20 protein-coding genes are annotated in these 24,035 nt (G+C 58.7%); 16 read left to right on the forward strand and 4 right to left on the reverse strand.

The window, feature by feature from the left end; genetic code table 11:
- Positions 1 to 64: 64 nt before the first annotated feature.
- Positions 65 to 1,219: a cystathionine beta-lyase gene (gene metC / locus ABVT35_RS19395; protein WP_368468567.1), complete on the forward strand. Its 1,155-nt coding sequence runs from the start codon at positions 65 to 67 to the stop codon at positions 1,217 to 1,219.
- A 218-nt stretch (positions 1,220 to 1,437) separates the two neighbouring features.
- Positions 1,438 to 2,748 carry an ABC transporter substrate-binding protein gene (locus ABVT35_RS19400; protein ID WP_368468568.1) on the forward strand — a complete coding sequence of 437 codons (1,311 nt, stop codon included), beginning with the start codon at positions 1,438 to 1,440 and terminating at the stop codon, positions 2,746 to 2,748.
- On the opposite strand, the gene ABVT35_RS19405 is transcribed toward ABVT35_RS19400, so the two are convergent.
- Positions 2,724 to 3,485, reverse strand: a complete 762-nt coding sequence (locus tag ABVT35_RS19405) for a FadR/GntR family transcriptional regulator (RefSeq protein WP_368468570.1) — start codon at positions 3,483 to 3,485, stop codon at positions 2,724 to 2,726. The two genes, ABVT35_RS19400 and ABVT35_RS19405, sit on opposite strands and share 25 nt — an antisense overlap.
- A gap of 458 nt (positions 3,486 to 3,943) precedes the next feature.
- On the opposite strand from ABVT35_RS19405, the gene ABVT35_RS19410 reads away from it, so the two are divergent.
- The 13 genes from ABVT35_RS19410 (at position 3,944) to ABVT35_RS19470 (ending at position 19,040) form a co-directional block, all read left to right on the forward strand.
- Positions 3,944 to 5,236: an ABC transporter substrate-binding protein gene (locus ABVT35_RS19410; protein WP_368468571.1), complete on the forward strand. Its 1,293-nt coding sequence runs from the start codon at positions 3,944 to 3,946 to the stop codon at positions 5,234 to 5,236.
- Between the two features lie 77 nt (positions 5,237 to 5,313).
- Entirely contained in the window at positions 5,314 to 6,183 is an 870-nt protein-coding gene (locus tag ABVT35_RS19415; protein WP_368468572.1) for a branched-chain amino acid ABC transporter permease, read from the forward strand.
- Complete coding sequence (locus tag ABVT35_RS19420) at positions 6,176 to 7,207, forward strand: branched-chain amino acid ABC transporter permease (RefSeq protein WP_368468573.1); 1,032 nt, start codon at positions 6,176 to 6,178, stop codon at positions 7,205 to 7,207. The genes ABVT35_RS19415 and ABVT35_RS19420 overlap by 8 nt, the downstream gene beginning before the upstream one ends.
- A complete protein-coding gene (locus tag ABVT35_RS19425; RefSeq protein WP_368468575.1) occupies positions 7,204 to 7,974 on the forward strand; it encodes an ABC transporter ATP-binding protein in 771 nt (256 codons plus the stop codon). Before ABVT35_RS19420 ends, ABVT35_RS19425 begins: the two co-directional genes overlap by 4 nt.
- Complete coding sequence (locus ABVT35_RS19430) at positions 7,964 to 8,671, forward strand: ABC transporter ATP-binding protein (RefSeq protein ID WP_368468576.1); 708 nt, start codon at positions 7,964 to 7,966, stop codon at positions 8,669 to 8,671. Before ABVT35_RS19425 ends, ABVT35_RS19430 begins: the two co-directional genes overlap by 11 nt.
- A complete protein-coding gene (locus ABVT35_RS19435; protein WP_368468578.1) occupies positions 8,631 to 9,257 on the forward strand; it encodes a hypothetical protein in 627 nt (208 codons plus the stop codon). The genes ABVT35_RS19430 and ABVT35_RS19435 overlap by 41 nt, the downstream gene beginning before the upstream one ends.
- Positions 9,258 to 9,298: 41 nt before the next feature.
- Entirely contained in the window at positions 9,299 to 11,497 is a 2,199-nt protein-coding gene (locus ABVT35_RS19440; protein ID WP_368468580.1) for an FAD-dependent oxidoreductase, read from the forward strand.
- A gap of 83 nt (positions 11,498 to 11,580) precedes the next feature.
- Entirely contained in the window at positions 11,581 to 13,734 is a 2,154-nt protein-coding gene (locus tag ABVT35_RS19445) for a heterodisulfide reductase-related iron-sulfur binding cluster (protein ID WP_368468582.1), read from the forward strand.
- A complete protein-coding gene (locus ABVT35_RS19450; protein WP_368468584.1) occupies positions 13,731 to 15,155 on the forward strand; it encodes a hypothetical protein in 1,425 nt (474 codons plus the stop codon). Before ABVT35_RS19445 ends, ABVT35_RS19450 begins: the two co-directional genes overlap by 4 nt.
- Positions 15,156 to 15,174: 19 nt before the next feature.
- Positions 15,175 to 15,960, forward strand: a complete 786-nt coding sequence (locus ABVT35_RS19455) for an electron transfer flavoprotein subunit beta (protein WP_368468586.1) — start codon at positions 15,175 to 15,177, stop codon at positions 15,958 to 15,960.
- 3 nt (positions 15,961 to 15,963) lie between these two features.
- Positions 15,964 to 16,920 (forward strand): electron transfer flavoprotein subunit alpha/FixB family protein, encoded by a 957-nt coding sequence (locus ABVT35_RS19460; protein ID WP_368468588.1) that lies wholly within the window; start codon positions 15,964 to 15,966, stop codon positions 16,918 to 16,920.
- Positions 16,921 to 17,007: 87 nt separating this feature from the next.
- Complete coding sequence (locus ABVT35_RS19465) at positions 17,008 to 18,105, forward strand: aminomethyltransferase family protein (protein ID WP_368468590.1); 1,098 nt, start codon at positions 17,008 to 17,010, stop codon at positions 18,103 to 18,105.
- An 11-nt stretch (positions 18,106 to 18,116) separates the two neighbouring features.
- Positions 18,117 to 19,040, forward strand: a complete 924-nt coding sequence (locus ABVT35_RS19470) for a DMT family transporter (RefSeq protein WP_368468592.1) — start codon at positions 18,117 to 18,119, stop codon at positions 19,038 to 19,040.
- Between the two features lie 13 nt (positions 19,041 to 19,053).
- On the opposite strand, the gene ABVT35_RS19475 is transcribed toward ABVT35_RS19470, so the two are convergent.
- The 3 genes from ABVT35_RS19475 to ABVT35_RS19485 are packed head-to-tail and all read right to left on the reverse strand — an operon-like array spanning position 19,054 to position 21,907.
- Positions 19,054 to 20,094 (reverse strand): 2-dehydropantoate 2-reductase, encoded by a 1,041-nt coding sequence (locus ABVT35_RS19475; RefSeq protein ID WP_368468594.1) that lies wholly within the window; start codon positions 20,092 to 20,094, stop codon positions 19,054 to 19,056.
- Positions 20,091 to 21,629, reverse strand: coding sequence for an acyl--CoA ligase (locus tag ABVT35_RS19480; RefSeq protein WP_368468596.1), 1,539 nt, complete (start codon positions 21,627 to 21,629; stop codon positions 20,091 to 20,093). Before ABVT35_RS19480 ends, ABVT35_RS19475 begins: the two co-directional genes overlap by 4 nt.
- A gap of 32 nt (positions 21,630 to 21,661) precedes the next feature.
- Positions 21,662 to 21,907: a hypothetical protein gene (locus ABVT35_RS19485; protein ID WP_368468857.1), complete on the reverse strand. Its 246-nt coding sequence runs from the start codon at positions 21,905 to 21,907 to the stop codon at positions 21,662 to 21,664.
- Between the two features lie 62 nt (positions 21,908 to 21,969).
- Between ABVT35_RS19485 and ABVT35_RS19490 the strand changes: the two genes are divergently transcribed.
- A complete protein-coding gene (locus ABVT35_RS19490) occupies positions 21,970 to 24,018 on the forward strand; it encodes a glycosyl transferase (RefSeq protein ID WP_368468598.1) in 2,049 nt (682 codons plus the stop codon).
- Positions 24,019 to 24,035: the final 17 nt, after the last annotated feature.

The raw sequence follows: 24,035 nt of genomic DNA on the forward strand, positions 1-24,035 counted from the left end.
ATGGATGATCCGGTCTTTGTATTTTGTAGCCCGGCTCCAGTGCTGCGCGCGGAGGAGTTGAAAAATGCGCCGCGAAACTAAGCTCGTGCACTATGGACGCCCTACAATGCCGGGGCCTGCCAACCCTCCGGTGATACGCGCCTCAACGATCCTGCATGACAAAATTGCCTCCTTCCGCGACACGAAAATCCGTCGCGAAACGGATGACTCGCTGCTGTCCTACGGCAGGCGCGGCACGACAACGGCCCATGCGCTCGCAGATGCAATCAGTGATTTGGAAGCTGGCGATGCCACCTTTCTGTTTCCCTCAGGCGTTGCTGCTATGGCAAGCGCAATCTCGGCCTTCGCCGCCGCCGGCGACCATGTGCTGATTGTCGATACTGTCTTTGGAGCGACCCGGGCATTTTGTGAAGAGCAATTTGACCGAAACCAGGTGGAATTCGACTTCATACCCTGGAATACGGTGGATCTGTCGCCATGGGTCAAACCCTGGACGAGGGCCGTTGTCGTCGAATCGCCTGCCAGCCAGACATTTGAGGTGATGGATTTACCTGCGCTTTGCAAAAGTGCGAAAACGCACGGGCTAACAGTCATCGCAGATAACACTTATGGCTCCGGCTGGCTGTATCGGCCATTGGAGTTGGGGTGCGATATTTCTGTCGTATCCGGGACGAAATATCTTAGCGGCCATGCCGATTTGATGATGGGTGCTGCGTGCGCGCGTGGTGATGCCTGCACGCCTCTGCGGTCCTTTGTTCACGGGACCGGACAGACACTCTCGCCGGATGATGCATATGCCTGTCTTCGAGGCATGCGTACACTGGGACTGCGCCTTGCACATCATGGTCAATCCAGCCTGGCGCTGGCGAATTGGCTATCGGCAAGACCCGAGGTTGCACGCGTCTTTCATCCAGGGCTGGAAGGGCATGCGGGGCATGAAATCTGGGCTCGCGACGCCGTTGGCTGCAACGGTTTGCTGAGTGTCAGGTTCAATGCGGGCTTTCATCTGGAATCTTTTCTCGATCGCCTGAAACTGTTCTCGATCGGCGCTTCATGGGGAGGGTTCGAAAGCCTCGCTTTGCCTGTTTATCCGGATCAGCATCGTAGCCTGGAAGCCGAGTCTGAAGATGAAGCGTCCGGTCCGATGGTACGGTTCCATGCGGGTCTTGAACATGCAGAAGACCTTGTCGATGATTTGCAAAACGCTTTTGGATCGTAGCCCGGCCGGTTAGTAACCCTGACCAGTGCGGGCCGCCCCGTCAGTGGGCGCATTCGGCAAACAGCGGGCCTGCTGCATCATAACTTGTTCAGTCTCGGAAAATTTGCGTACGGTGTGATATGAATGAGTCCGGTACTTATTCGTGTTTCCCTTTTGGATCATCGGTGATCTAAGCGGGATTTCTTCTATATAACCGGTATAGACCCCGTGAGGATAACTTGAGCACCTATCGCTTTGGAGCAGATTTGGCGATATCGGCTAGCCTGCCGAAGTTCGGCGTGAAGGCCAAGGAAGCCGTGCGCATTGGCGTGCTCACCTCATTAACAGGTGACGCTTCGGCCTGGGGCAGGCCGGGGCTTGAAGGGTGTCACATCTGGGCGGATTGGGTGAACGCGCAAAACGGCATCAAAATCGGTGACCAGCATCGCCTGGTCGATATCGTGGCTTTTGACGACCAGTACGATCCGGAGCAGGCGGTGATCGGCGCAAAACACCTTGTGACGGAAAAGGACGTCAAGATCATTTTGATGCTGGGCGGCGACACCGTTCCGGCGATCAGCGATTTTCTCAAGCGGAACAAGATGCTGGCAACCACGTTGCTGCCCAGCGACCTGTCGCCGGATACGCCCTATATGATCGCGCCATGCGAGGTGCATCCGATCTATCTGGTCACCGGCGTTGACTGGCTTGCGGAAAACCGGCCGGAACTGAAGACCGTCGCCCTGTGTGCTCAAAGGGATGCCCTTGGCCTGCCGTCACAGGCGACCTACCGGGCCGCATTTGAGGCGGCCGGCATCGATATCGTCAAGGAGATTCTTTACGAGGGCGCACCGCAGGACCCCGACGGGCTGGTCGATGCGCTTTTGTCGGCAAATCCGGACTTTCTATGCTGGGATACCGCATACGAACCATTCGTCCACATGCTCACCGAGGCGGCTTACCGGCGCGGCTTCACCGGGCAGATACTTTCCTGCACCTGCGACAACTATCCGGCGCTCATCGAAAAGACGAGCAGGGAATTCATGGAAGGGTTCGTTTTCCAGTTTCCCGATTTTGACGATCCTGCGCTCAATGACCCGCGCGTCAATTTTCCGCGTCCCAATGAGTTTTATTCGGAGTTTGTCCGGCGCTTCCCCGGTGAGTGGAGCGCCGTTTCCTGGGAATATTGTGCAATCCTTGAAATGTGGCGCAAGGCGGTCGAGCGTGTTCAGACCGTCGAGCCGGTTGCCGTGCTTTCCGCCATGAAACTCGGTGGAACAGCCCGCAATGTGTTCGGTGAAGCCAGATGGTGGGGCAAGGACCTGTTCGGCATTGATCACGCTCTCGTCGGCTCCTGGCCTGTGGTGCAAATCCAGAGCGGCAGGGCCCGGATCGTCGAGTTCAGATCGGTCCTTGACTGGTGGGACCAGCATGGTGACCTGCTTCTGCGGCACATGCGCGCCAGCGGGCAGATGTGGGACCAGCGGCTGGAGCGCCGCATGACGGGTTCTGCTACGGCAGGGGATTATGCGCCGCGCATCAAATCCTGATGAAAATCGGCAAGCGAGATTTTGAGATACTCGACGGCCGCTTCGATATCGCGGCGCCCGATGGCCTCGCAAAGCGAACGGTTTTGAAGCCGGTATTCGCTGATCCTGTCGGGGGTAAGCGCATTGCGGCGTTGGGCCGCCCAATCGGCATTTTTGCTGACATAATTGACCATTTCATAGATCGTGATCAGCAATGGATTGTGCGTTCCCCTTGCGATTTGCATGCGCAATTCGTCGTCAAGGGCGGAGAACCGTTCACCGTCTACTGAAACCCGATCGATCTCCTGCTGGATGGCATTCAGACGCTGAATGTCCCGTGACGTCATGTTGAGGACTGCCAGGCGGGCGATCTCCGGTTCGACAATTGAACGCACGACGCCCAGTTCGAGGGGACTGGTCGTCTCCCCGATTTCACTCAGATTCAACATGTTGGGATGCACGACGGGTGCATTGTCGGATGCCGGTTCATCCGGCCGGTAACACACCACAGACCCGCTGCCGGCGCGGCGCTTGATAATGCCATGGCGTTCCAGATGACCGAGTGCTTCGCGGATCGTGCTGCGTGACAGGCCGTGCGACTCCGACAATTGGCGTTCCGGAGGAAGGCGTGTGCCGTAGCGGTACACACCATTTATGATCTCGGCAAACAGTTTGTCAGCGAGTTTCCGTGTTTTGGCAGCCACCGGCCTTTCGATGTCGGTATCATTGTCCCAGGGCAGCTGTACTAGTCCATCCATATTGTTCGGTCGTCTCCTGTTGAAACGGCGTGCCTGTTGCTGACGGCGTCAGTCGGCATTCGATTCCGCCTAAAATTGTAGTGACATTTGCGGTTCAGTTTGTCATCCCGTCGTTTTCCACACTCCAACTGTACCAAAGTAGACCAAAATTACAGAAATTGGTCTAAAATTGATGCATCCTGCAATCGTTTGATTTTGTTGAGAGTATTCCCATCAATATTTTTCTTTGAAACCAATTATAACCAATTTAGGGCAGTTTGGCAATAAAAATCAGAAAAAAACATAAAAAACTTGAATTTGGGCAAAATTGGTTCTAATCTTGAGGCCATAATAAACCAAATACGACCAAAATGTGAAATTCGGGCTAAATTGGGCAGACCAATTTGAGATGCGGTTTGTGAACCGAATCAGGACCGCGTGCAAATGAAGGGCCCAAAAAGCTCCTGGGAGGAGTTGAAATGTATACAAAGATTTTCAAGGACGGACTTTCGCGTCGGCGGTTTCTCGAAACAGCTGCAAGTGCCGTGGCGCTGGCGGGTCTCAATACCCGCGTTCTGGCGGCGGATAAGATTATAAAAATAGGATTTCTGGCGCCCCTGACCGGTCCGGTGGCGGCATGGGGTAAACCCGGCCTCGATGGCTGTCAGATTTGGGCCGAGAAGGTCAATGCCTCGGGGGGCGTTCAGCTCGCCGACGGCAATTATATGGTTGAGTTCATCGGCTACGACAACGAATACGATCCGGCCAAGGCGCGGACGGGAGCCACAAAGCTCATACGCGAGGAAGACGTCAAGTTCGTCATGATGCTTGGCGGCGACACCTGGCCGGGAGCGCAACCCGTTGCCGACAAGACCGGCATGCTGTTTTCGACATTGCTGCCGTCCGATCTCGCGCCCGATACGGAGACATTGCTGGCGCCTGCCGAAGTGCATCCGATCTACAATGTCACCGGCGTTGAATGGCTGGCGGAAAACAAGCCCGATTTGAAAACGGCAGTGATTTGCGCGCAGGATGATGCTCTCGGGCTGCCATCCGTTGCAACCTATCTGGCGGCATTTGAAGCAGCCGGCATAGAAATGCTGGAAGAGCCGCTGCTGTTCGACCCGGCAACCACCGATTTTGCGCCTGTGGTCACCAAACTGATTGCCAAGGATCCGCAGATCGTCTGTCTCGACACGTGCTATTCGGACTATGTCCATCCAATTGCCGAACAGCTGTTTCAGCAGGGCTACAAGGGTCAAATCATCTCCTGCACCGCTGACTTCTACGACCAGATGATCGACAAGACATCGGTCGAGTTCATGGAAGGCTTTATCTTCCAGTTCCCGGATTTCGACGATCCGGCCTTGAATGACGAAGCGATCAACTTCAGGGATCCGAATGGCTTTTATGCGGAATACAACAAGCGGCATCCCGGCGAATGGGGCGCCGTGAGTTGGGAATACGCAGCCATTATGGACCTTTGGAAAGACGGCGCCGAAAGGGCCGGCACAGCCGAGCCCGCCGCTGTTCTTGCAGCAATGAAAGAAGGTGGGCGCGGCAAGCATGCCTTCGGTACCGCCGACTGGTGGGGAACTGACCTGTTCGGCATTGACAATGCCCTGGTCGGCAACTGGCCGGTTGTGGTGATCGAAGACGGCAAAGCCCGCATAAAGGCCTTCAAGTCCATTCCCGACTGGTACGCCAAGCATGGCGACCTCCTCAAGAAGCATATGGCTGCTTACGGGCAGATGTGGAATCAGCGCAGCTGATGACTCCCGGGGCGCTGCATGGATCCTTCCCCCCATGCAGCGCCATTCACCACAACTGTATTTGATCGGGTGAGACGATGGTTGAGCTTCTCGCGCAAACCTGCCTGAACGCGCTTTATGCCGCCAGCTATATGTCGCTGGTTGCCGTTGGACTGGTACTGATTTTCGGAGTGATGGGTGTGATCAACTTCGCCCATGGCGAGTTGTTTATGCTTGGCGCCTACGTCGTTGTGTCGCTCTACGCAGATCTGCAGATATCGTTCCTTTTCGCAGTCGCCGTTGGCCTGGTGTTTGTCGGCCTTGTCGGATTGGGAATGGAGCGCGCGCTGTTTCGCCCCTTGCGCACCAACCCGCTTGGCGGACTGGTCGCATCGATCGGGTTTTTGATGATCCTGCAGGCCCTGGCCGTCATGGGTTTCGGCGTGCGCATGGAACATGTGCCGCCGGTGACACAACAGGTGATCGCCTTTTCCGACAAGGTTCATCTGGCGATGCCGAGACTGTTCGTGATCGTCGCGGCGGTCGTCCTGTTGACCGCGCTCTGGGCATTCCTGACCAAAACCCGTTTCGGGTGGGCGTTGCGTGCCAGCGCCCAGGATCCGGAAGCCGCCGCGCTGCAAGGTATTTCCATCAACCAGACCTCGCGGATCGCCATGTTCATCGGCGCTGGCCTTGCCGGTGTCGCCGGGGCATTGACCGCGCCGTTGGTGTCGGTCAACCCGCATATGGGGCATTCGGTCATCGTGACCGCGTTCATTGTCATTATCGTTGGCGGGGTGGGGTCTCTCGAAGGAGCCGTTGTGGCTGCGGTTGCCTATTCGCTGGTCCATACTTTCGTGACCACATTTTATGACGGCGTGATTGCCGACATTGTCGGCTTGTCGCTGATGCTGCTCGTGTTGATTGTCAAGCCGACAGGTTTGTTCGGGACGGCAGACCGTGCCTAGGGCCGCGTCACATACAGCCGGATGGCTGGTGCTGGCGGCCTTGCTGATCGCATTGCCCCATGCCCTCAGCTTTTCGCAACAGGAAGTGCTGGTTTTCCTGACCATCAACGTGCTTCTGGTTGCGTCCTACCGGCTTTTGACGCTGACCGGCGAGTGGTCGCTGGGCCATGTGGTTATCATGGGCGTCGGAGCCTATGCCTCGGCGCTCTATAGCAAGCAGCTCGGGATTTATGTGCCGGTTTCCATGATTCTCGGTGCGCTCACCGCGGTGCTGGTGGCGATGGTGCTGAGTTATCCGCTGTTTCGCATGAAGGGGTTCTATTTCCTCATCGGCTCCTTTGCTGCGGGTGAGATTATCCGGCTTTTGTGGAAGCGTTTTCGCGATCCGTTTGGCGGACCCAAGGGGATCAAGAAGATCGATCCGATGCCGGATTTCGATATCGGCATCTACAGTTTCGATTTCTTCGAACCGGTCAGCTACTACTATTTTGCGCTTGCGGTAGTCGCACTGTCGCTATGGGTGATGTGGCGGATCGAGCGCTCACCGGTGGGGCTCACCTTCCATGCGGTCCATTGGCAGGACAAGCTTGCCCAGTCGGCCGGCGTTGATGTGCGCGCCTACCGCACACGGGCATTCCTGATCGCATCGGGTTTTGCCGGGCTGTCGGGCGCACTCCTTGCCCATTATATCGGCACCATCAATCCCAACAGCTTCGATGTCGAGCTGATGGTTTTCGTCCTGACCTGGGCGATCGTCGGCGGCACGGCCACATTCTATGGCCCGATCTTAGGATGTGTCGTGCTGTCGATCCTCAATGAAGTTGTGCTGCGCGAACTCGGGTTCGAGCAGATGCGTCCGTTTATCTACGGCCTCCTGCTGATCTGTTCGGTGCTGTTCATGCCCAAAGGGCTGGAAAGCGTGGTCCAGTATTTCATGCGTCGGCGTCCAGGCAATGCCGTTGCAAAGGCGCAGCGGACAGGCGGCCCGGCGCAATACGAGGCGGAAAGGGGGACCGAGACATGAGCGGTCACTTTCTGCAGATCGACAAGCTGGTCATGCGCTTCGGCGGGCTGACAGCCGTCGATGATCTCAGCTTTGTCGTTGAAGAGGGTGCCATCCACGGTTTGATTGGCCCCAACGGCGCCGGCAAGACCACGACATTCAACATGATCTCGGGATTTTACCGGCCTACCGGCGGAACGGTGCGCCTGCGCGGTGAGCCGATCTCCGGCCTGCCGATGCACGAGGTCGCGCGCCGCGGCGTGGTGCGCACGTTCCAGCATTCGACGCTCTTTGCCGAGCTTACGGTGTTGGAGAACGCGCTCGTCGGAACGCACATGAATTTCCGGCCCGGCATTGTTTCGGCGATCCTCGGTCTGGATGCGGAAAACCGGCGCGGTGCCAGAGACCGCGCGGAAGAGGCGCTCGAATTTTTCGGGTTGCTTGAATTCGCGGGCGAACTGGCGGGCGAGCTGCCACATGGCCATCAGCGCGCGCTTGGCATGGCCGTGGCAATGGCGGCGCAGCCGGACGTCATTTTGCTGGACGAACCCTTCACCGGCATGAACCCGGAAGAAACCCGACAGATGATGGAATTGATGTTCAAGCTCCGCGATTCCGGGGTCACCATATTGCTGGTCGAACACGATATGCACGCGATCATGGGGCTGTGCGATCGGATAACGGTAATGAGTTTCGGCAGGTTCCTGGCCGAAGGCGGGCCGCAGGAGATCCGGACCCATCCGGACGTCATCGAGGCGTATCTCGGAGGAGGCCGGCATGTTGCTTGAGATGCGAAATGCCTCGATCAGCTACGGCAAGGTGTCGGCGATCCGCAACATTTCGATGCGTGTTTCCGAAGGCGCCATCGTTACGATCATAGGCGCCAATGGAGCCGGCAAATCGACGACCCTGAGGGCGCTCTCGGGCCTGGAGCCGCTGCGGACGGGTGAAATCCACTTCAACGGCAAGCGAATTGACAGGCTGCCGGCGCACAAGATTGTTGGCGAAGGCATTGCCCATGTCCCCGAAGGCCGTCGCATCTTTCCCGATCTGACGGTCGAGGAAAATCTGCGCACCGGCGCCTTCCTGCGCAGGAACAAGGCCGAGGTTGAAACGGACCTGGAAGCCGCCTTTGTCCGATTCCCGCGCCTGCGTGAACGGCGCCGGCAACTGGCCAAGACCATGTCGGGGGGTGAGCAGCAGATGCTGGCAATCGGGCGTGCCCTGATGGCCAAACCGAAAATGCTGCTGATGGATGAGCCATCGATGGGGCTGGCACCGATCATCGTCGATGAAATTGCAGGCATTATCGAGGAACTCAATGCTCAGGGAATGACAGTGGTGCTGGTTGAGCAGAACGCCCAGCTGGCGCTTGATCTCGCAAACTACGCCTATGTGCTGGAAACCGGTGACATGGCGCTGGAAGGACCCGCAGGAGAGCTTCATGACAATGAACATGTCCGCGCAGCATATCTCGGCGTGTGACGCCGACACAGAGCTCGTCGTGGCCCGCAAGGCGGGTTGGCGTCCGGTCGACCTCAATTGGGAGCGCCTGCAGGAGCGGGGGAACGCCCACTTGCTTACCGACAACCTGCCTGCTGCCACGCGGTGCTTTCGCAGCGCCGGCCGGATCGCGTTTTGGCGCTTTGCACTATCCGATCCCCGACGGGCGACCTCACTCGCCAATCTGGCGCTGGCCGACCGGCTTGCGGGATGCGAGACAAGGGCGGTGCGGCGCTATGCAAGGGCTCGCAGGCTGTGGAATGGGGCCGATGCATGGATTGAAGGCATGCAGGTCGCCAGGCGTGCCAGGAGTTCGCTTTTCCATCTCAGAATGGAGACACGCCACTGGGATACCTACCAGGACAATTTACGCACGCGTATGCGCACCTTCGCTGCCGAAACCGCCGCGGCTTTGGCCGTTTTGGAGCAGGACGGGACGCCGCCGCAGCGCCTCTACGAGCGCTGGCGCGGCGAAAAGCCAAGCGTGTTCGATGACACCAGAAAGTTCCTGGCGGCGGCGCTGCTGGTTGGTGTCGGCAAGAAACATCCTTCGGATCTTAACAGCTAAAGCAACGGCCGCTGTGGTCGGCCAATTCAAGGAGAAGAAAAATGGCAAGTAAGCGACCGGCCAAATACGACATCCTCTTCGAGCCGATCCAGGTGGGTCCGAAAGTGATGAAAAACCGCTTCCACCAGAGCCCGCACTGTATCGGCGCAGGCTCCGACAAGCCCGGCTTCCAGGCGGCCCATCGCGGCGTCAAAGCCGAGGGCGGCTGGGGCGCGATCAACACGGAATATTGTTCCATCCATCCCGAATCCGACGACACCCACCGCGTATCGGCGCGTATCTGGGACGAGGGCGACGTGCGCAACCTGCGCGCCATGACCGACGAGATACATAAACATGGTGCGCTGGCCGGAGTCGAAATGTGGTACGGGTCGTCCCATGCACCGTGCATGGAGACGCGCTGCACGCCGCGCGGCGCGAGCCAGTATGCCTCGGAATTTGAGACACTGACTTACTGTCATGAGATGGATCATGACGATATCCGGCAGGTCCAGCAATATTACGTCGATGCGGCCCTGCGGTCGCGCGATGCGGGATTTGATATCGTGAACGTCTATGGCGGACACGCTTATCTGCCCGTGCAGTTCCTGTCGCCCTACCACAACAAGCGCACCGACAGTTACGGCGGCTCGTTCGAGAACCGCGCCCGCTTCTGGGTGGAAACGCTGGAACAGGTCAAAAATGCCGTCGGCAATGACTGCGCTGTCGCCTCGCGCTTTGCCATTGACTCGCTCTACGGCACGGCCGGCGTCGAGGTCGAGGTCGACGGTATCAAGTTCATTCAGCTGGCCGATGACCTGGTCGATATCTGGGACATCAAGATCGGCGACATCGCCGAGTGGGGCGAGGATGCCGGACCATCGCGCTTCTACCGCCAGGGTCACCAGATCCCGTGGCAGAAATTCGTCAAGCAGCACTCGAAGAAAGCGGTGCTCGGCGTTGGCCGCTTTACCGATGCCGAAAAGATGGCTGAGGTGATCCGCAACGGCGAACTGGACATCATCAGTTGTGCACGGCCGTCAATTTCTGACCCGTTCCTGCCTCAGAAGATCGAGGAAGGCCGCATTGACGATGTGCGGACCTGCATCGGCTGTAACGTTTGCATTTCCCGGTGGGAAATCGGCGGCCCGCCGATGATCTGCACGCAAAACGCGACGGCCGGCGAAGAATACCGCCGCGGCTGGCATCCGGAGAAGTTCGAGCCGGCAAAATCCGACGACACGATCCTGGTGGTCGGCGCCGGACCTTCCGGATCCGAGGCGGCGCGTGTTCTGATGGAACGCGGTTATGTGGTCCATCTCGCCGACAGTTCGGAGAAGATCGGCGGCCATATCAATGCGGTCGCGACGCTGCCCGGCCTCGGCGAATGGGGCTATCACCGCGACTATCGCGAAGTGCAGCTCGACAAGCTGGTCAAGAGGAACCGAGACAGCCAGCTAGCGCTTGGCGGGCAGGCGCTCAGCGCGGATGATGTGCTCGCCTATGGCGCCGACAAGGTGATCATTGCGACCGGCTCTTTCTGGAACGGCGACGGCACCAACTCCCTTACGCATGATCCGATCCCGGGCATTGATTCCGCCAGGCCCGACCATGCAACCCCCGAGCAGATCCTCGGCGGAACCAAGGAGCTCGGCAAAAAGGTCACGATCCTGAATTCCGATCCCTATTTCATGGGACCGTCGCTCGCCGAGTTGCTTGCCGCCAGGGGCCATGAGGTGACAGTGATCGATGGTGTCGGCTTCGGCAACTACATGCATTTCACGCTTGAGGCGCCGAATATGCACCGCCGCCTGCACGAGTTGCATGTCAATGTGATCGGCGACACCTGGGTGAGCAAGGTAGAAGACGGCCGGATCCAGACATACAACATCTGGGGTGACGGGTCGCGGCGCGAGTACCGTGGTCCGGGCGTGATCCCACGCGAAGAAAACCGCACCTATGAATGGCACGATTACGACTCCCTGGTCCTCGTCACGGGACGAAGCTCCCATGACGGTCTCTTTCGGGAGTTAAAGGCCCGGCGGGACGAATTCGCGAAGAACGACATCAAGGGCGTTTATGTGATCGGCGATGCCTGGGCACCGAAGATCATGGCCGATGCGACCTTCGACGGACATCGCATTGCCCGTGAGATTGAAGAGGCCAACCCACAGCTCCCGATTGCCTACAAGCGCGAAGCGTCCGTGTGGGGTGCGGCATATCTGCCGGACGGCGAGTTCCGCCAGGAATGGAGGGTCTGAGGCTGAAGGCACCTGGCTGCCGGGGCGCAAGACAACGAGTCGTCCCGGCCCAGATTTTGGAAAGAAGATAGGAAACGGCACGGATGATTGGCATAGAGCACGATCCGCAGGAAGTGACCCGCATTCTGTTTCGGGATTTCCCGTTATGGATGATGGTTGTCTTCTATGTTGCCGCAGTCTGTGCACTGGGATCGTTCGCGTACGGCACCTATGCGCAGATCCGCAAATACCGCAGGGGCGTCCGTTCGGGTGCGTGGTCTCCCTTTATGGGGCGATTTTTCGAGATGGTGCGGACTGTCCTGTCGCATCGCACCGTCAAGCGCCGGGACAATTCCGCCGGCATTGCCCATGCATGGATATTTTTCGGCTTTGCGCTGCTTTTCATCGGCACCAGCGTGATTACGCTCGAATACGATATTCTCGGACCGCTGGCCGGGATTACATTCTGGCATGGCAGCTTTTACCTCGTCTTTTCGCTGATCCTGGACATTGCCGGAGCGGGGCTGATCGGCGCGCTTTTATATATGATGTACCGGCGCAAATGGCTGGCGCTTCCGAAACTCGACTACGCGCGGCCCGACCGCGCGCCGGAGGAAGAGGACTACGACCGCTCGTTCTACCGCCGCGAAGACTGGGCGTTTTTATGGATCCTCATCCTGATCGCCGTTACCGGTTATTTTCTGGAAGCATCGCGGCTTGTCTGGCTGCAGGATGATGCAACCGTTTGGGACTATCGCTGGTGGTCGCCAGTGGGTGCGGTCGTCGCCTATTTCCTGCAGGCCGTTGGCCTTGGCGCCGAAGGTGCAGGTGCGTTCCGCATGGGGCTGTGGTGGTTCCACGGGCTTCTGGCTTTCGCCTTCATCGGGCTCATTCCCTACACCAAGGTCAAGCACATCTTCACCGCCATGGGGTCCCTGATGGCAAGGGACCCGGACGCCAAATGCCACCTGCCCATGGCGGATGTCGACGAGGATAAGATCGGCTTTTCCGAGCTAACCGATTTCACCGATAAATACCTTTTGAACTTCGATGCCTGCACCAAATGCGGCCGCTGCCATGAGGCCTGTCCGGCAAATGCCGCGGGCTATCCGCTGTCCCCGCGCGATCTGGTTCTGAGCCTGCGCGAACTGGCCGATGACAAGCTGTCGGGTGTTCGCCTGCCCGAAGGGCCGATTGAAGTTTGCGGCGACGGCGTGAACCAGATCCGTCCTGAGACGCTTTGGTCATGCCGGACCTGCGGGGCGTGCACCGAGATCTGCCCGGTTGGGGTGGAACATCTGCCGATGATTGTGCAGATGCGGCGCGCCCTGATCGAGGAGGGCGAGTTTGACCCGATGTTGCAGCCGACGCTCAAGAGCCTGCAGAAATCGGGCAACGCGCTCGGCGAATCAAAGCGCAAGCGGCCGCGCTGGACCAGGAAGCTCGATTTTGAGGTCAAGGACGCAAGGGCCGAGCCGGTAGATATGCTTTGGTATGTCGGCGACTATGCGTCTTTCGATCCCCGTTCGCAAAAAGTGACGATTGCCTTTGCCAAGATCCTCCATGAAGCCGGGGTCGACTTCGGCATTCTTTATGAGGACGAGCAGACGGCCGGTAACGACGTGCGCCGCATCGGCGAGGAGGGGCTGTACCAGGCAATTGCGCAGTCCAATATCGAACTCCTTGAGGAATGCGACTTCAAATCGATCGTCACAACCGACCCGCACACGTTCAACACGATCAAGAACGAATACCCCGAACTGGGCGGGACCTATCGGATCGAGCATGCCAGTGCCGTGCTGGAGCGGTTGATCCGCGAGGGTACGGTCAGGATCCCGAAAGAACTGGCCTATCGGGTCACCTATCATGATCCGTGCCATCTCGGTCGGCTCAACAACGGCTTTGAGTCGCCGCGTCGGGTGCTGGCTGAACTTGGCGCCGACCTTGTCGAGATGCCGCGCTCCAAGGACAACTCGTTCTGTTGCGGTGCAGGCGGCGGGCGCATCTGGCTGCCCGAGCCGCCGGATCTGCAAAAGCCAGCGGAAATCCGCGCGCGGGAGGCCGCCGAAATCGGTGGGTTGGATGTGCTGGTCGTCAATTGTCCGAAGTGCCTGAACATGATGGAGGATGGCGTCAAGGGCTCCGGAAACGAGGACAGTTTCCGGGTCATGGAACTGATTGAACTCGTCGCCGAGGCGATGGCCGACGGCAAGCCGGAACAGGGCGATGGGGCTCAGGAAGCGGTGGAAGTGGCATGACCGCGCAATCGGGAGCAGCGGCAATGGCCGTTCCAGAAGAATCTCGACGGTTGAATGTTTACCTGCTGGAAGCACGCGATCCTTACGCTGCGCTCGGGGCTTACCCTTTTGTAGACGGGACTATACGTCCTGCGCTAGAGGAAATTGTCCTGGCGACACCGCGCCTCAAACTGATTTTTGCCGCGGCTGCCTACACCTCTCCCGATTTGCTCGACCGCATTTCGATGGATGCAAGAAGAGCGCTTCAACTGCGTTTGGCAAAGAATCCGGCTGCCCCGCCCAAGGCCCTGGCGCGATTGCTGGAGGATGATGCCTGCGAGCGAATCCGGCGCTATGTGGCTATGCATCCCAGATGTGACCGGACGACAATGTCAAAGCTTGCCGACAACACGTCAATCAACGTGCGCCGGGCCGTTGCCGGAAACCCAAATGCGACTGCTAGTGTCCTTGCAAAGCTTGTTGCAGAAGGCGATGGCCAGATTGACAGAAATGCCGCTAGCGGCCCGTTTGCGGATAGAGATACCCTGCAGGCACTGTGGGACAAAGGCGACCGCCAGGTACGCGCGGAGATAGCCGCTCATCCGAACTGTCCCGAAGACCTGCTCGAACGGGCGGAAGCAACCGCGGACAAGCTGATCCTGCGCAAGCTGGCTTCCAACCCGGCTCTCGATTCTTCAGTGCTGACGCGGCTGACGGCTGATGACGACGAGCGGGTTCGCGTGGCCGCGGTGCGCAACATCGCCGTTGCGGGAGACCTTGTCGAGGAATCGGGCTACGAACCCTCGCCGAAAGTGCGGCGCATTTTCGCCCGCTGCCGGCGGCTCGCTTCCGGTGCCGTGACCCGGCTTGCAGCCGACCCGGATAGCTGGGTGCGCTGCTGGATTGCCCGCAACCCGGCCGTTCCGGGGGATATCCTGCATTGCCTCGCCATCGACGCGGTAATGGAGGTGCGCCGCAGTGTGGGACGTAATCCTGCTTGCCCGGCATCGCTCCAGATTGCCTTGGCGGGCGATCCGGCTCCGTGGGTGCGGGCCGGAGTGGCGATGCGCGAGGATGCGCCGGAAGCAGCGATCAAGCAGCTTCTCGACGATCGGCATCCGGACGTGCTGAGCGCGCTTGGACGCAATCCGCGAACACCGGCCGCGAGCCTGGACGCGATTGCGCATCACGCGGACAAGGACGTGCGTCGTTCTGTTGCATTTAATCAAAGTGCGTTTGCACCGCTGGCTGCCCATTTGGCCGAAGATCCCTATCCGCTGAACCGTGTCATCGCCGCCGGGCATTCCAACCTTGCATTGGCGTGGGTTTGGCGACTGCTGGACGACCCCGAGCCGCAAGTTCGATTTGTCGCTGCTGCGCGCCTGGCGCGGCAGTGGAATCCGCAAGGCCGTGCTCCGGCAGCATCGGCGTTGAAGCTTTAGTAGGAGTGGAGCAGTTGTCATGAAGATTCTGGTAGCGGTTAAACAGGTTTCGGTTCTCGATGACGAATTCGAGATGCGCGAGGATGGCCGCGATGTGGATGAGGATTTCTTCGAAAAGGACCTCAACGAATTTGACCACTTCGCCGTCGAAGAGGCGTTGCTGATTGCGGAAGCCGCCGGTGATGAGGCAGAAGTTGTCATTGTCACCGTGGGAGACGAGGACGCCGATGACGCCCTGCGCACAGCCCTTGCCAAGGGGGCGGAACGGGGCATCCGGGTTTGGGATGATTCCCTTGTGGACGCCGACAGCATTGCGATTGCCAGAGTGCTTGCCAAAGTGGTCGAGCGCGAAAATCCTGACATGGTGTTTACTGGCGCCCAGTCCGTCGATTTCGGCCATGCCGCGACAGGCATGGCGCTTGCCGGCCTGCTCGGCTGGCCCCACGCGGCAGTGGTATCAAAGCTCGAATTCAAGCCGGGCAATGAGAGAGCGACCATTCACCGGGAACTCGAGGGCGGTCTTGAGGAGATCATGAGCGTCGCCTGTCCGGCGGTGCTTTCAATACAGCTCGGCATCAACCAGCCACGCTACGCATCACTGCGGGGTATACGCCAGGCCCGGCAAAAGCCGGTGGACGAGCTTGATCTTTCGGATCTGGGGCTTACCGCGGAGGCCGTCAAGGCGGCCTCGCGGGTGCGCCGCATGTATGCGCCGGAGAAAGGGCAGGCCGAAATCATTGAAGGCTCGGTGGCCGAACAGGCGGCCCGGTTGGCTGAAATCGTCAAAGAACTGCGGGGAGCGTGAGTCATGGCAGAGATTATTGTTGTTGCCGGTCAACGTGACGGCGTCTTGCATCCTGCGACGCTTGAGGCTGTGTCTGCTGCCAAAACCGTCAAGGGGGAGGGCGACAGCCTTGCGGCCGTCATCGTGTCGGCCGATCCGGATAGCCTGGCCGGTTCCCTTTCCGTGGAGGGCGTCGACGAGGTGATCACGGTCACGGCCGGTTCGAATGATTTCCAGCCGGAAGTCGTGGAAGCGGTCGTTATCGCGCTGGCGCAGGCGCGCAAACCGTCCCTGATCGCAACGGCGCACAGCGTTGACGCCTGGTCATTTGCGCCGTCTGTGGCAGTGACGCTCGGAAGCGGTTTTGCCAGCGATGTTTTGGCGCTGAAATCCGAGGGCGGCGATTTGATCGCCACCCGCGCGGGTTACGCCGAAAAGGTGCTGGTCGACCTGGAGTTTCCGGGCAGGGAAACGACGCTCGTAACCATCCGCACCAATGTCTTCGAGCCCGCGGGCGGCACATCCGAGCCGAAGATGACCACTATGGATGCCCCGGCCTGCGAGACGTCGCTCAATCATGTGGGCTGGAAGGAACCGGCGGATGCCGGCGGCATAGATATCCCCGGATCGGATTTCATTCTGTCGATCGGCCGCGGTGTGAACGATGAAAGCAATGTCGAGCAGTTCCTCGAACTTGCGGACGAAATGGGTGCCACATTGGGCTGCTCAAGACCGGTCGCCGACAATGGCTGGCTGCCGAAGGCGCGTCAGGTCGGCCAGTCCGGCCAACTGGCGGCAAATTGCCGGCTCTATATCGCCATGGGCATTTCCGGTTCGGTTCAACACCAGTGGGGAATGAAGCACATCGAAAACATTGTCGCGGTGAATACCGATCCTGAAGCCTCGATATTCAGCATCGCCCGTTACGGCATCGTCGGCGACATGTTCGAGATTGCCGAGGAACTCGAAAATCATTTTTAGACACAGGCCCTGAACCAGGCCGCACAGCAACAAACACGCCGCCGGACAGCCGGGCGTGATTGAAACAACCAGAGGAGGAACAGGACGATGGCAAGAAGAGTTTCCGCACTTGAAGCCGAGCACCGCGCGCTTGGCGCCGGGCTCGACGACTGGAACGGCATGGATGTGGCGTGGAGCTACGCCACATCGGACGAGGACGAGCATGACGCGGTGCGTGAGGCGGCCGGCCTGTTCGATGTTTCCGGCCTGAAGAAGATCTGGATCACCGGACCGGATGCGCTCGAGGTCGTTGACCGTGTCGCCACCCGGGAGATGCAGAAAATCTACAAGGGCAAATCTGCCTACTGCCCGTTATTGACCGACGAAGGCACGATCTGCGACGACAACATCATCTTTCACATCGACGCCAACAAGTACCTTTATGTCCACGGCTCGGGCCAAAGCGAGGCGAGACTCGAAGAAGCCGGTCGAGGCAAGAATGTCGAGATACGGTTTGACGATGAGCTGCATGATATCTCGCTGCAGGGGCCGAAGGCGCTGGGGCTGTTGAATGCGCACACACCGGTGGATCTCGCGGATCTGAAGTACTTCCATCAGGTCGAAACCACGCTCTTCGACCGGAAGGTCATCCTGTCGCGGACCGGTTATTCCGGGGAGCGTGGCTACGAGATATTCACGGATCGGGAAGATGTCGTCGAAATCTGGCGTAACATCCTCGAGGCCGGGATCTCTGAGGGCATCATGGCCTGTTCGTTCAACTGTCTCGACAAGATCCGCATCGAGGCGGCTTTGCTGTTTTACCCATACGATATGAGCGAGGTGAACACGCCCTGGGAGGTTGGTCTTGGTTGGTCCATCTCCCGTACCAAAGCCGACTTCATGGGACGCGAGCCTATGATCGCGGCAAAGGGCAAGGAAAAGATCAAATTCGGTGGTGTTTCCTGCGCAACCACGACGGATGTTCTCGAAGCCGATGCGAGGCTCTTTCTGAACGGTGAGGATGTCGGTGTTGTCAACAGCCCGGCCTATTCGCACCGTATGAAAAAGTCCCTGGCTCTGGTTCATCTGCGGCCTGATGTGGCTCCGGGAACCACGCTTCAGTTGCGCGGCAAGGAGCAATCCCTCGATGTGGTCGTCGAAGCTTTGCCTTTCTACGATCCGGACAAATCGCGCACACACGCCTGAGGTCGTTCTTCTTGCAACCGGGTTTTGCAGCGGCGGCGTTCGCCTCGTTTTCATCATCGACCGTGCGCGTATCTGCGGTGGTTGCCTTGTCGGCGGTGGCCTGGGGATGCTGGTGGATTCCGCTGCGCCATATTGATGGTTTTGGCCTGAAAGGCGACTGGACGAGTGTCGTTGTCTTAGGCATTGCAGCGGTGTGCCTCATGCCATTTATTCTCGGCCGTCTCGGCAGGTTGCTGCGCGCCGGCCCGATGGTCTGGGGGGCGGGTCTTTTTTTCGGCGCAATGTTTTCGACCTATCAGCATGGGCTGATCAACGGCGATATTGTCCGTGTGACCTTGTTGTTTTATCTGGCACCGGTTTGGGGAACGCTATTGGGGCTCGCCTTTCTCGGTGAACGCTTCAGCTGGCTTCGAGTGGCCGTGATCGTGCTGGGCTTTGCCGGCGTTACAGTGATCCTCGATCACACGGGCGGGGTGCCGACGCCACAGGGTCCTGGCGAATGGATGGGGCTTGCTTCCGGAATGGCTTTTGCGGTCGGGGCGACATTTGCACATCGTGTCACCGGGGACTACGAGCTGGAAAAAACCTGGCTCAGCCTGGCGAGCGGAGCGGGACTTTCGACACTGTTTGCATTGGTGAACCCGGCCTATTCAACACCGACCGCCGAACAGGCACTACAGGCTTTGCCATTTGTCATTGCGGTGGTGGTTGTCATCCTTATCCCCATTACCTGGGCCATGGTCTGGGGCGCGCAGAGGCTGGATCCGGGCCGTGTCTCGCTGCTGTTGATGCTTGAGGTCGTGGCTGCGTCGATCACCGCGACCTTGATTGCCGGGGAATCCTATGGAATGGCGAAACTGGCCGGCACGGCCATGATCCTGGCGGCCGGAGCGACGGAAGCGTTTTCCGAAACTGCGGATGGCGAGGTTTCATAAACGGTCCGGATGCTCAATTATCGGCAGGTTCATATGGCCCGGTGATGATTGCTTCGATATCGTCCCTTCGCTGATAGAGACCGAGCACGTCTCCCTGCATGCGAACCAGCGCCGCAACATGGTCGAGTGTCGGGGTTTTTATGCCCAGACGCCGCGCCAGTTCCAGGACGGCACAGATAAGTCCATCCAGTTCCATTGGGCGGAGCATCTCGACATCGTGCCGGGTCGAGGGTTTGTGACCGACAATATCGGCACCAGCCTGGATGCGCCGCTCGATAGGGACGTTGAACCGTGCGCCAAGCGCCTCACCGACATTTCGGCACTCAATCATAATGTCGCGCACCAGGGAGCGACAGGCGGGATCCGCGCCGATCAGATCCAGGCTGGCGCCGGTCAGCGCTGAAATCGGATTGAACGAACAATTGCCCCACAGCTTGATCCAGATCTCGTCGCGTATGCGCGGCTTGACCGGCGCGCGCAGGCCGCCATCACGCATCAGCCCGGCCAGGATCTTGCTTCGCTCAGACTGGCTTCCGTCTGGCTCGCCCAACGAAAACCGGTCGCCGCCCATGTGGCGAACGACCCCGGGCTCGGGAATTTCGCAAGCCGGGTATACGACGCAGCCGATCGCCCGCTCTGGACCGAAACCGCGCCACTGCGCCCCGCCTGGATCGACCGCTTCGACCCATTTGTCGTCAAGACCGGTACCGGTATTCGCCTTGTAAAAATACCACCACGGAATGCCGTTGACGGCGGATACGATTGCCGTTTCTTCACCCAGAAGCGGCTGAAACTGCTCAACTATCGGCGGCACTGAATGGGCCTTGAGGCCGATAATAACAAAATCCTGCACGCCCAGATCCGACGGGTTGTCGCTTGCCCGCACGTCAATCGTATCGGCGGTTCCGTCCTTGATGAGGGTCAGCCCCTTTGTGCGCATCGCTTCGAGATGCGGGCCGCGGGCGACAAGGCTGACATCGGCGCCGGCCTTTGAGAGCGCATGGGCCAGAAAACCGCCGATGGCGCCGGCGCCGAAGATGCTGATCCGGGTCATTGTGCATCCTTCAAGCCGAGTTTTTCAGCCAGTCCGATCCGCTGCAGTTTTCCGGTCGGACCTTTCGGGATTTCATCCAGAATGACAATCTGACGCGGAACCTTGAATCCGGCAAGCCGTTCGCGGGCAAAGGATTTCAGTTCGGACTGCTCCAGGGTGCATCCGTCTTTAAGTTTGACTGCAGCCGCGACGTCTTCGCCAAGCTGCTTGTGCGGAACAGCGAAGGTAACTGCCTGCAGAACCGCTTCATGATCCATGAGGATCTCATCGACTTCGCGTGGCGATATCTTCTCGCCGCCGCGGTTGATGATCTCCTTGAGGCGGCCGGTGATGTACAGATAACCGTCGGCATCGAAACGCCCCTGGTCACCGGTCCGAAACCATGTCCGTTCGCTATCCGGATCGGCTATGAAGGACTCGGCATTGGCCTTTTCGTTTGCCTCGTAACCTTTCGTGACATTGTCGCCGCTGATGACGATTTCGCCGAGCAGATCGGCCTTTGTGCCAATTTCGCCGTCACAGTAAATGGCGACTTCGGGGCCTGCTGCGCTTCCCACCGAGCCCGGCTTTTGTGTACCATGCGCGATCGGGTTGCTGGTCATCTGGTGAGCCGCCTCGGTCATGCCGTAGGCTTCGACCACGGGGCACCGGAATGTTTCCTCGAGCGCGGCCATCACCTGCGGCGGAAGCGAGGACGACGATGAGCGGATGAAGCGCAGTGTTGTTCCGGCAATCACCTCTTCATTACGCCCGGCGCGTGTCAGGATGGCCTGATGCATTGTCGGCACCGCCGTATACCAGGTCGGGTGCGCCTCCTCGAACCAGGAAAACACTTTCATCGCGTTGAAACCGGGTGTGCAGTAGATGCTGGCTCCGGCCGACAAGGAAGAAAGCACCGCTGCAATAAGCCCGTGAATGTGGAAAAGAGGCATGATGTTGACGGTTCGATCATCCGCGGTCAGGTTCAAGGTGGCGGCGATATTATGCGCCGAAGCGCAGATGTTTCGATGTGTCAGGGGAACGATTTTGGGGCGCGATGTGGTGCCTGAAGTGTGCAGGACCATGCAGGCATCGTCCGGCCCGGCATTTGTTGCGATGCCGTTTTTCTCTCCGGAAAGCTTGAGGGAAAACTGGCCGGCGCTTGCTTTACGTTCGATTGAAACCACCCTTATGCCAAGCCCTGCAGCGGCCGCGGCGGCAAGGCCGGCGGCATCGTCGCAAATAACCAGCTTTGCACCCAGATCCTGCAGGTAGAAGGCAAACTCATCTTGTGTATAGGCCGGATTGAGCGGTGCGGCGACGGCGATATGGGCCGCTGCCAGAAATGCCGTTGCCGCCTCGGGCCCGTTTGGCAGGACGATTGCGACCTTGTCCCCGCGCTCGACACCCGCACTGGCAAGCGCGGCGGCGGTTTCTTCGATCAGCTCGATCAGGCCCGAATAAGACAGGTCTGACTGATTGGGCGCTGAAAACGCCACCTTGTCTCCGGACCGGTTTTTCAGAAGTTCAATGAGCGTGTTTTTCTCTGTCGTCATGGTGTTCTCTCAAACCCGATGCTGTTCGGCAATCATGCCGCTTCGAACAGGATGCCCCAACCGGGACTATGTTCTCCGATTCCGGCCAGACGCGGGCAATACCACATGCTGGCCTGATTGCTGCAGATGACCGGCTTATTGAGCCGTCTTTCCGCTTCTTTGGCAATATCGACAGAACGTAGCACGCCGCAGCTAAAAAACACTGCCTCGGCCTCGGAACGATTGGCATATTTGCCGCTGTATCCGGGTAGGGAATCAACTAAGGTAATATCCGGAATTCTCCTGGCTTGGGAGCCAAATCCTTGCCTGCGGAGTAGCCCCTGGGTTGACTAATTGCGAGATGTCAGTGGTCACGAACAATGCACCTGCTTCACCGGCCAGCGTCATGTTGGAGCGCGCGCGTGCGCAGCAATTGTCCCTGGCAGAGTTGTTTGAATTTGCGGAAAACCGCAGCGCGGCAGGACAAAGGGACGAAGCAGCGGAACTTTACAAGGTCTGGATTGCGACAAATAACGACAATCCCTTCCTGCATCTGGCGTATTTCAACTATTCCGTCACACTGCGCGAGTTGGGTGATGTTGCCGGATCGATCCACGCCCTGCGCGCTTGCCTGGAACTCAATCCGCGTTTCGGGCAGGCACATATCAATCTCGGCCGGGCATTCGAAGATAGCGGCATGGCCACGCAGGCCATCCAGCAATGGCGAAGCTTCGTAGAGACGACTGCGGACAGTTCGGCGGAGCAGGTAGCCCACCGATTGATGGCTCTCCAGCACATCGGCCGCGTTATGGAAAACGCAGGTCTGTTCGAAGAAGCGGAAACCGCACTGTGGCAGGCCATCGAATTGCGTCCCGACAAGACTGAATCGGGCCAGCATTGGAGCGCTTTGCGGCAGCGACAGTGCAAATGGCCGATCCTGGTATCGTCAGACCATGTCTCTGAACAACAGTTGCTCGACGCCATGTCGCCCCTGGCGCTTGCCTGCTATTCGGACGATCCGCTGTTTCAACTTGCAAAGGCCTACCGCTACAACAAATCCCTGGTCAAACAACCCGATGTCAGCGGATTTCCGCGCCCGCAGCCGAGGCAGAAGTCGGGAACCGGACAACGCCTTCGCGTCGGCTACCTTTCCTCAGATCTGCGGGACCACGCGGTTGGATTTGCGCTAAGAGAAGTGCTGGAACTGCATGACAAGAGCAGTGTCGAAATCTATGCCTACTATTGCGGCGAAGCGATAGACGGCGATGCAACGCAAACGCGGATGAAAGAGGCCGTCGACCACTGGCACGACATTGCGGCACTTAGCGATATGGCGGCTGCAAAACAGATTGCCGACGACGAAATAGATATTCTCGTCGACGTCAACGGGTACACAAAACATGCGAGGACAAAAATCTTCGCCTTCAGACCGGCGCCTGTCATCGTCAATTTCTGCGGTTATCCGGGCTCCATGGGCAGCCCGTTTCATCAATATATGATTGCAGACGAACACATCGTTCCGCCCAAGAATGAGATATTTTACTCGGAAAAGGTGCTGAGGATTTCCTGCAACCAGCCCATCGACCGCAAGAGGGTGATTGCCGATGCGCCATCGCGCGAAGAGGCCGGGCTGCCGGAGGATGCGTTTGTTTTTGCCTGTTTCAACGGCATGCAGAAGATCACCAGCGGCACCTTCGAGCGTTGGATGTCAATACTGTCGGCAACGCCCGACAGTGTGCTGTGGCTGTTGACCGGAAACGAGAATGTAGATCTGCGCCTGCGCGATTTGGCAGAAAAGAGCGGCGTGGCACCCGAACGCCTAATATTTGCACCCAAGGCCGCAAACGCGAACCATCTCGCCCGGATCAGTCTTGCCGACCTCTTTCTCGACACCTTTCCTTACGGTGCACATTCCACGGCGGCTGATGCGCTGACGGTGGGGTTGCCTGTTCTGACATTTCCCGGAAAAAGCTTCGCCGCACGGTTCTGCCACAGTATCGTCATGGCCGCTGGCGTTCCGGAGCTGATTTGCAGCGGGCCGGATCACTATGTTGAACAGGCCATAAGCTTTGCGAAGGACCGCGAGAGTATCGCCAGGGTGAGGCGAAAGCTGCAGGATCAGAGGGAAACCAGCGTGTTGCGTGACATTCCGGCCCTTGCCCGCCGGCTCGAAACGTTGTTCTGGCAGATGCAGGAGGAGTGCGAGCGTGGTGACACGCCGGTACCTGATCTGCGCAATCTCGATCTCTATTACGAAATCGGTGCTGAGCTGGCTGGCGGCAATGCAGAATATCTGGATGACGACATCTATAGGCAACGTTACGTCGAAAAACTGGCCGATAACCACGAATTTGCACCCGTCCCCTACGATTGCCGTTTGTGGACGGAAACTACGGCCGGGAAATTATGAACGAATTCAATGTCGAT

The organism is Hoeflea sp. TYP-13 (assembly GCF_040932035.1).
Lineage (GTDB): Bacteria > Pseudomonadota > Alphaproteobacteria > Rhizobiales > Rhizobiaceae > Hoeflea_A.

Excerpts from the sequence above, each read along its gene's own strand:
- metC (WP_368468567.1), top strand. The coding sequence starts at position 65 with ATGCGCCGCGAAACTAAGCTCGTGCACTATGGACGCCCTACAATGCCG.
- ABVT35_RS19405 (WP_368468570.1), bottom strand. The coding sequence starts at position 3,485 with ATGGATGGACTAGTACAGCTGCCCTGGGACAATGATACCGACATCGAA.
- ABVT35_RS19410 (WP_368468571.1), top strand. The coding sequence starts at position 3,944 with ATGTATACAAAGATTTTCAAGGACGGACTTTCGCGTCGGCGGTTTCTC.
- ABVT35_RS19415 (WP_368468572.1), top strand. The coding sequence starts at position 5,314 with ATGGTTGAGCTTCTCGCGCAAACCTGCCTGAACGCGCTTTATGCCGCC.
- ABVT35_RS19425 (WP_368468575.1), top strand. The coding sequence starts at position 7,204 with ATGAGCGGTCACTTTCTGCAGATCGACAAGCTGGTCATGCGCTTCGGC.
- ABVT35_RS19430 (WP_368468576.1), top strand. The coding sequence starts at position 7,964 with ATGTTGCTTGAGATGCGAAATGCCTCGATCAGCTACGGCAAGGTGTCG.
- ABVT35_RS19435 (WP_368468578.1), top strand. The coding sequence starts at position 8,631 with ATGACAATGAACATGTCCGCGCAGCATATCTCGGCGTGTGACGCCGAC.
- ABVT35_RS19440 (WP_368468580.1), top strand. The coding sequence starts at position 9,299 with ATGGCAAGTAAGCGACCGGCCAAATACGACATCCTCTTCGAGCCGATC.
- ABVT35_RS19445 (WP_368468582.1), top strand. The coding sequence starts at position 11,581 with ATGATTGGCATAGAGCACGATCCGCAGGAAGTGACCCGCATTCTGTTT.
- ABVT35_RS19450 (WP_368468584.1), top strand. The coding sequence starts at position 13,731 with ATGACCGCGCAATCGGGAGCAGCGGCAATGGCCGTTCCAGAAGAATCT.
- ABVT35_RS19455 (WP_368468586.1), top strand. The coding sequence starts at position 15,175 with ATGAAGATTCTGGTAGCGGTTAAACAGGTTTCGGTTCTCGATGACGAA.
- ABVT35_RS19460 (WP_368468588.1), top strand. The coding sequence starts at position 15,964 with ATGGCAGAGATTATTGTTGTTGCCGGTCAACGTGACGGCGTCTTGCAT.
- ABVT35_RS19465 (WP_368468590.1), top strand. The coding sequence starts at position 17,008 with ATGGCAAGAAGAGTTTCCGCACTTGAAGCCGAGCACCGCGCGCTTGGC.
- ABVT35_RS19475 (WP_368468594.1), bottom strand. The coding sequence starts at position 20,094 with ATGACCCGGATCAGCATCTTCGGCGCCGGCGCCATCGGCGGTTTTCTG.
- ABVT35_RS19480 (WP_368468596.1), bottom strand. The coding sequence starts at position 21,629 with ATGACGACAGAGAAAAACACGCTCATTGAACTTCTGAAAAACCGGTCC.
- ABVT35_RS19490 (WP_368468598.1), top strand. The coding sequence starts at position 21,970 with ATGTCAGTGGTCACGAACAATGCACCTGCTTCACCGGCCAGCGTCATG.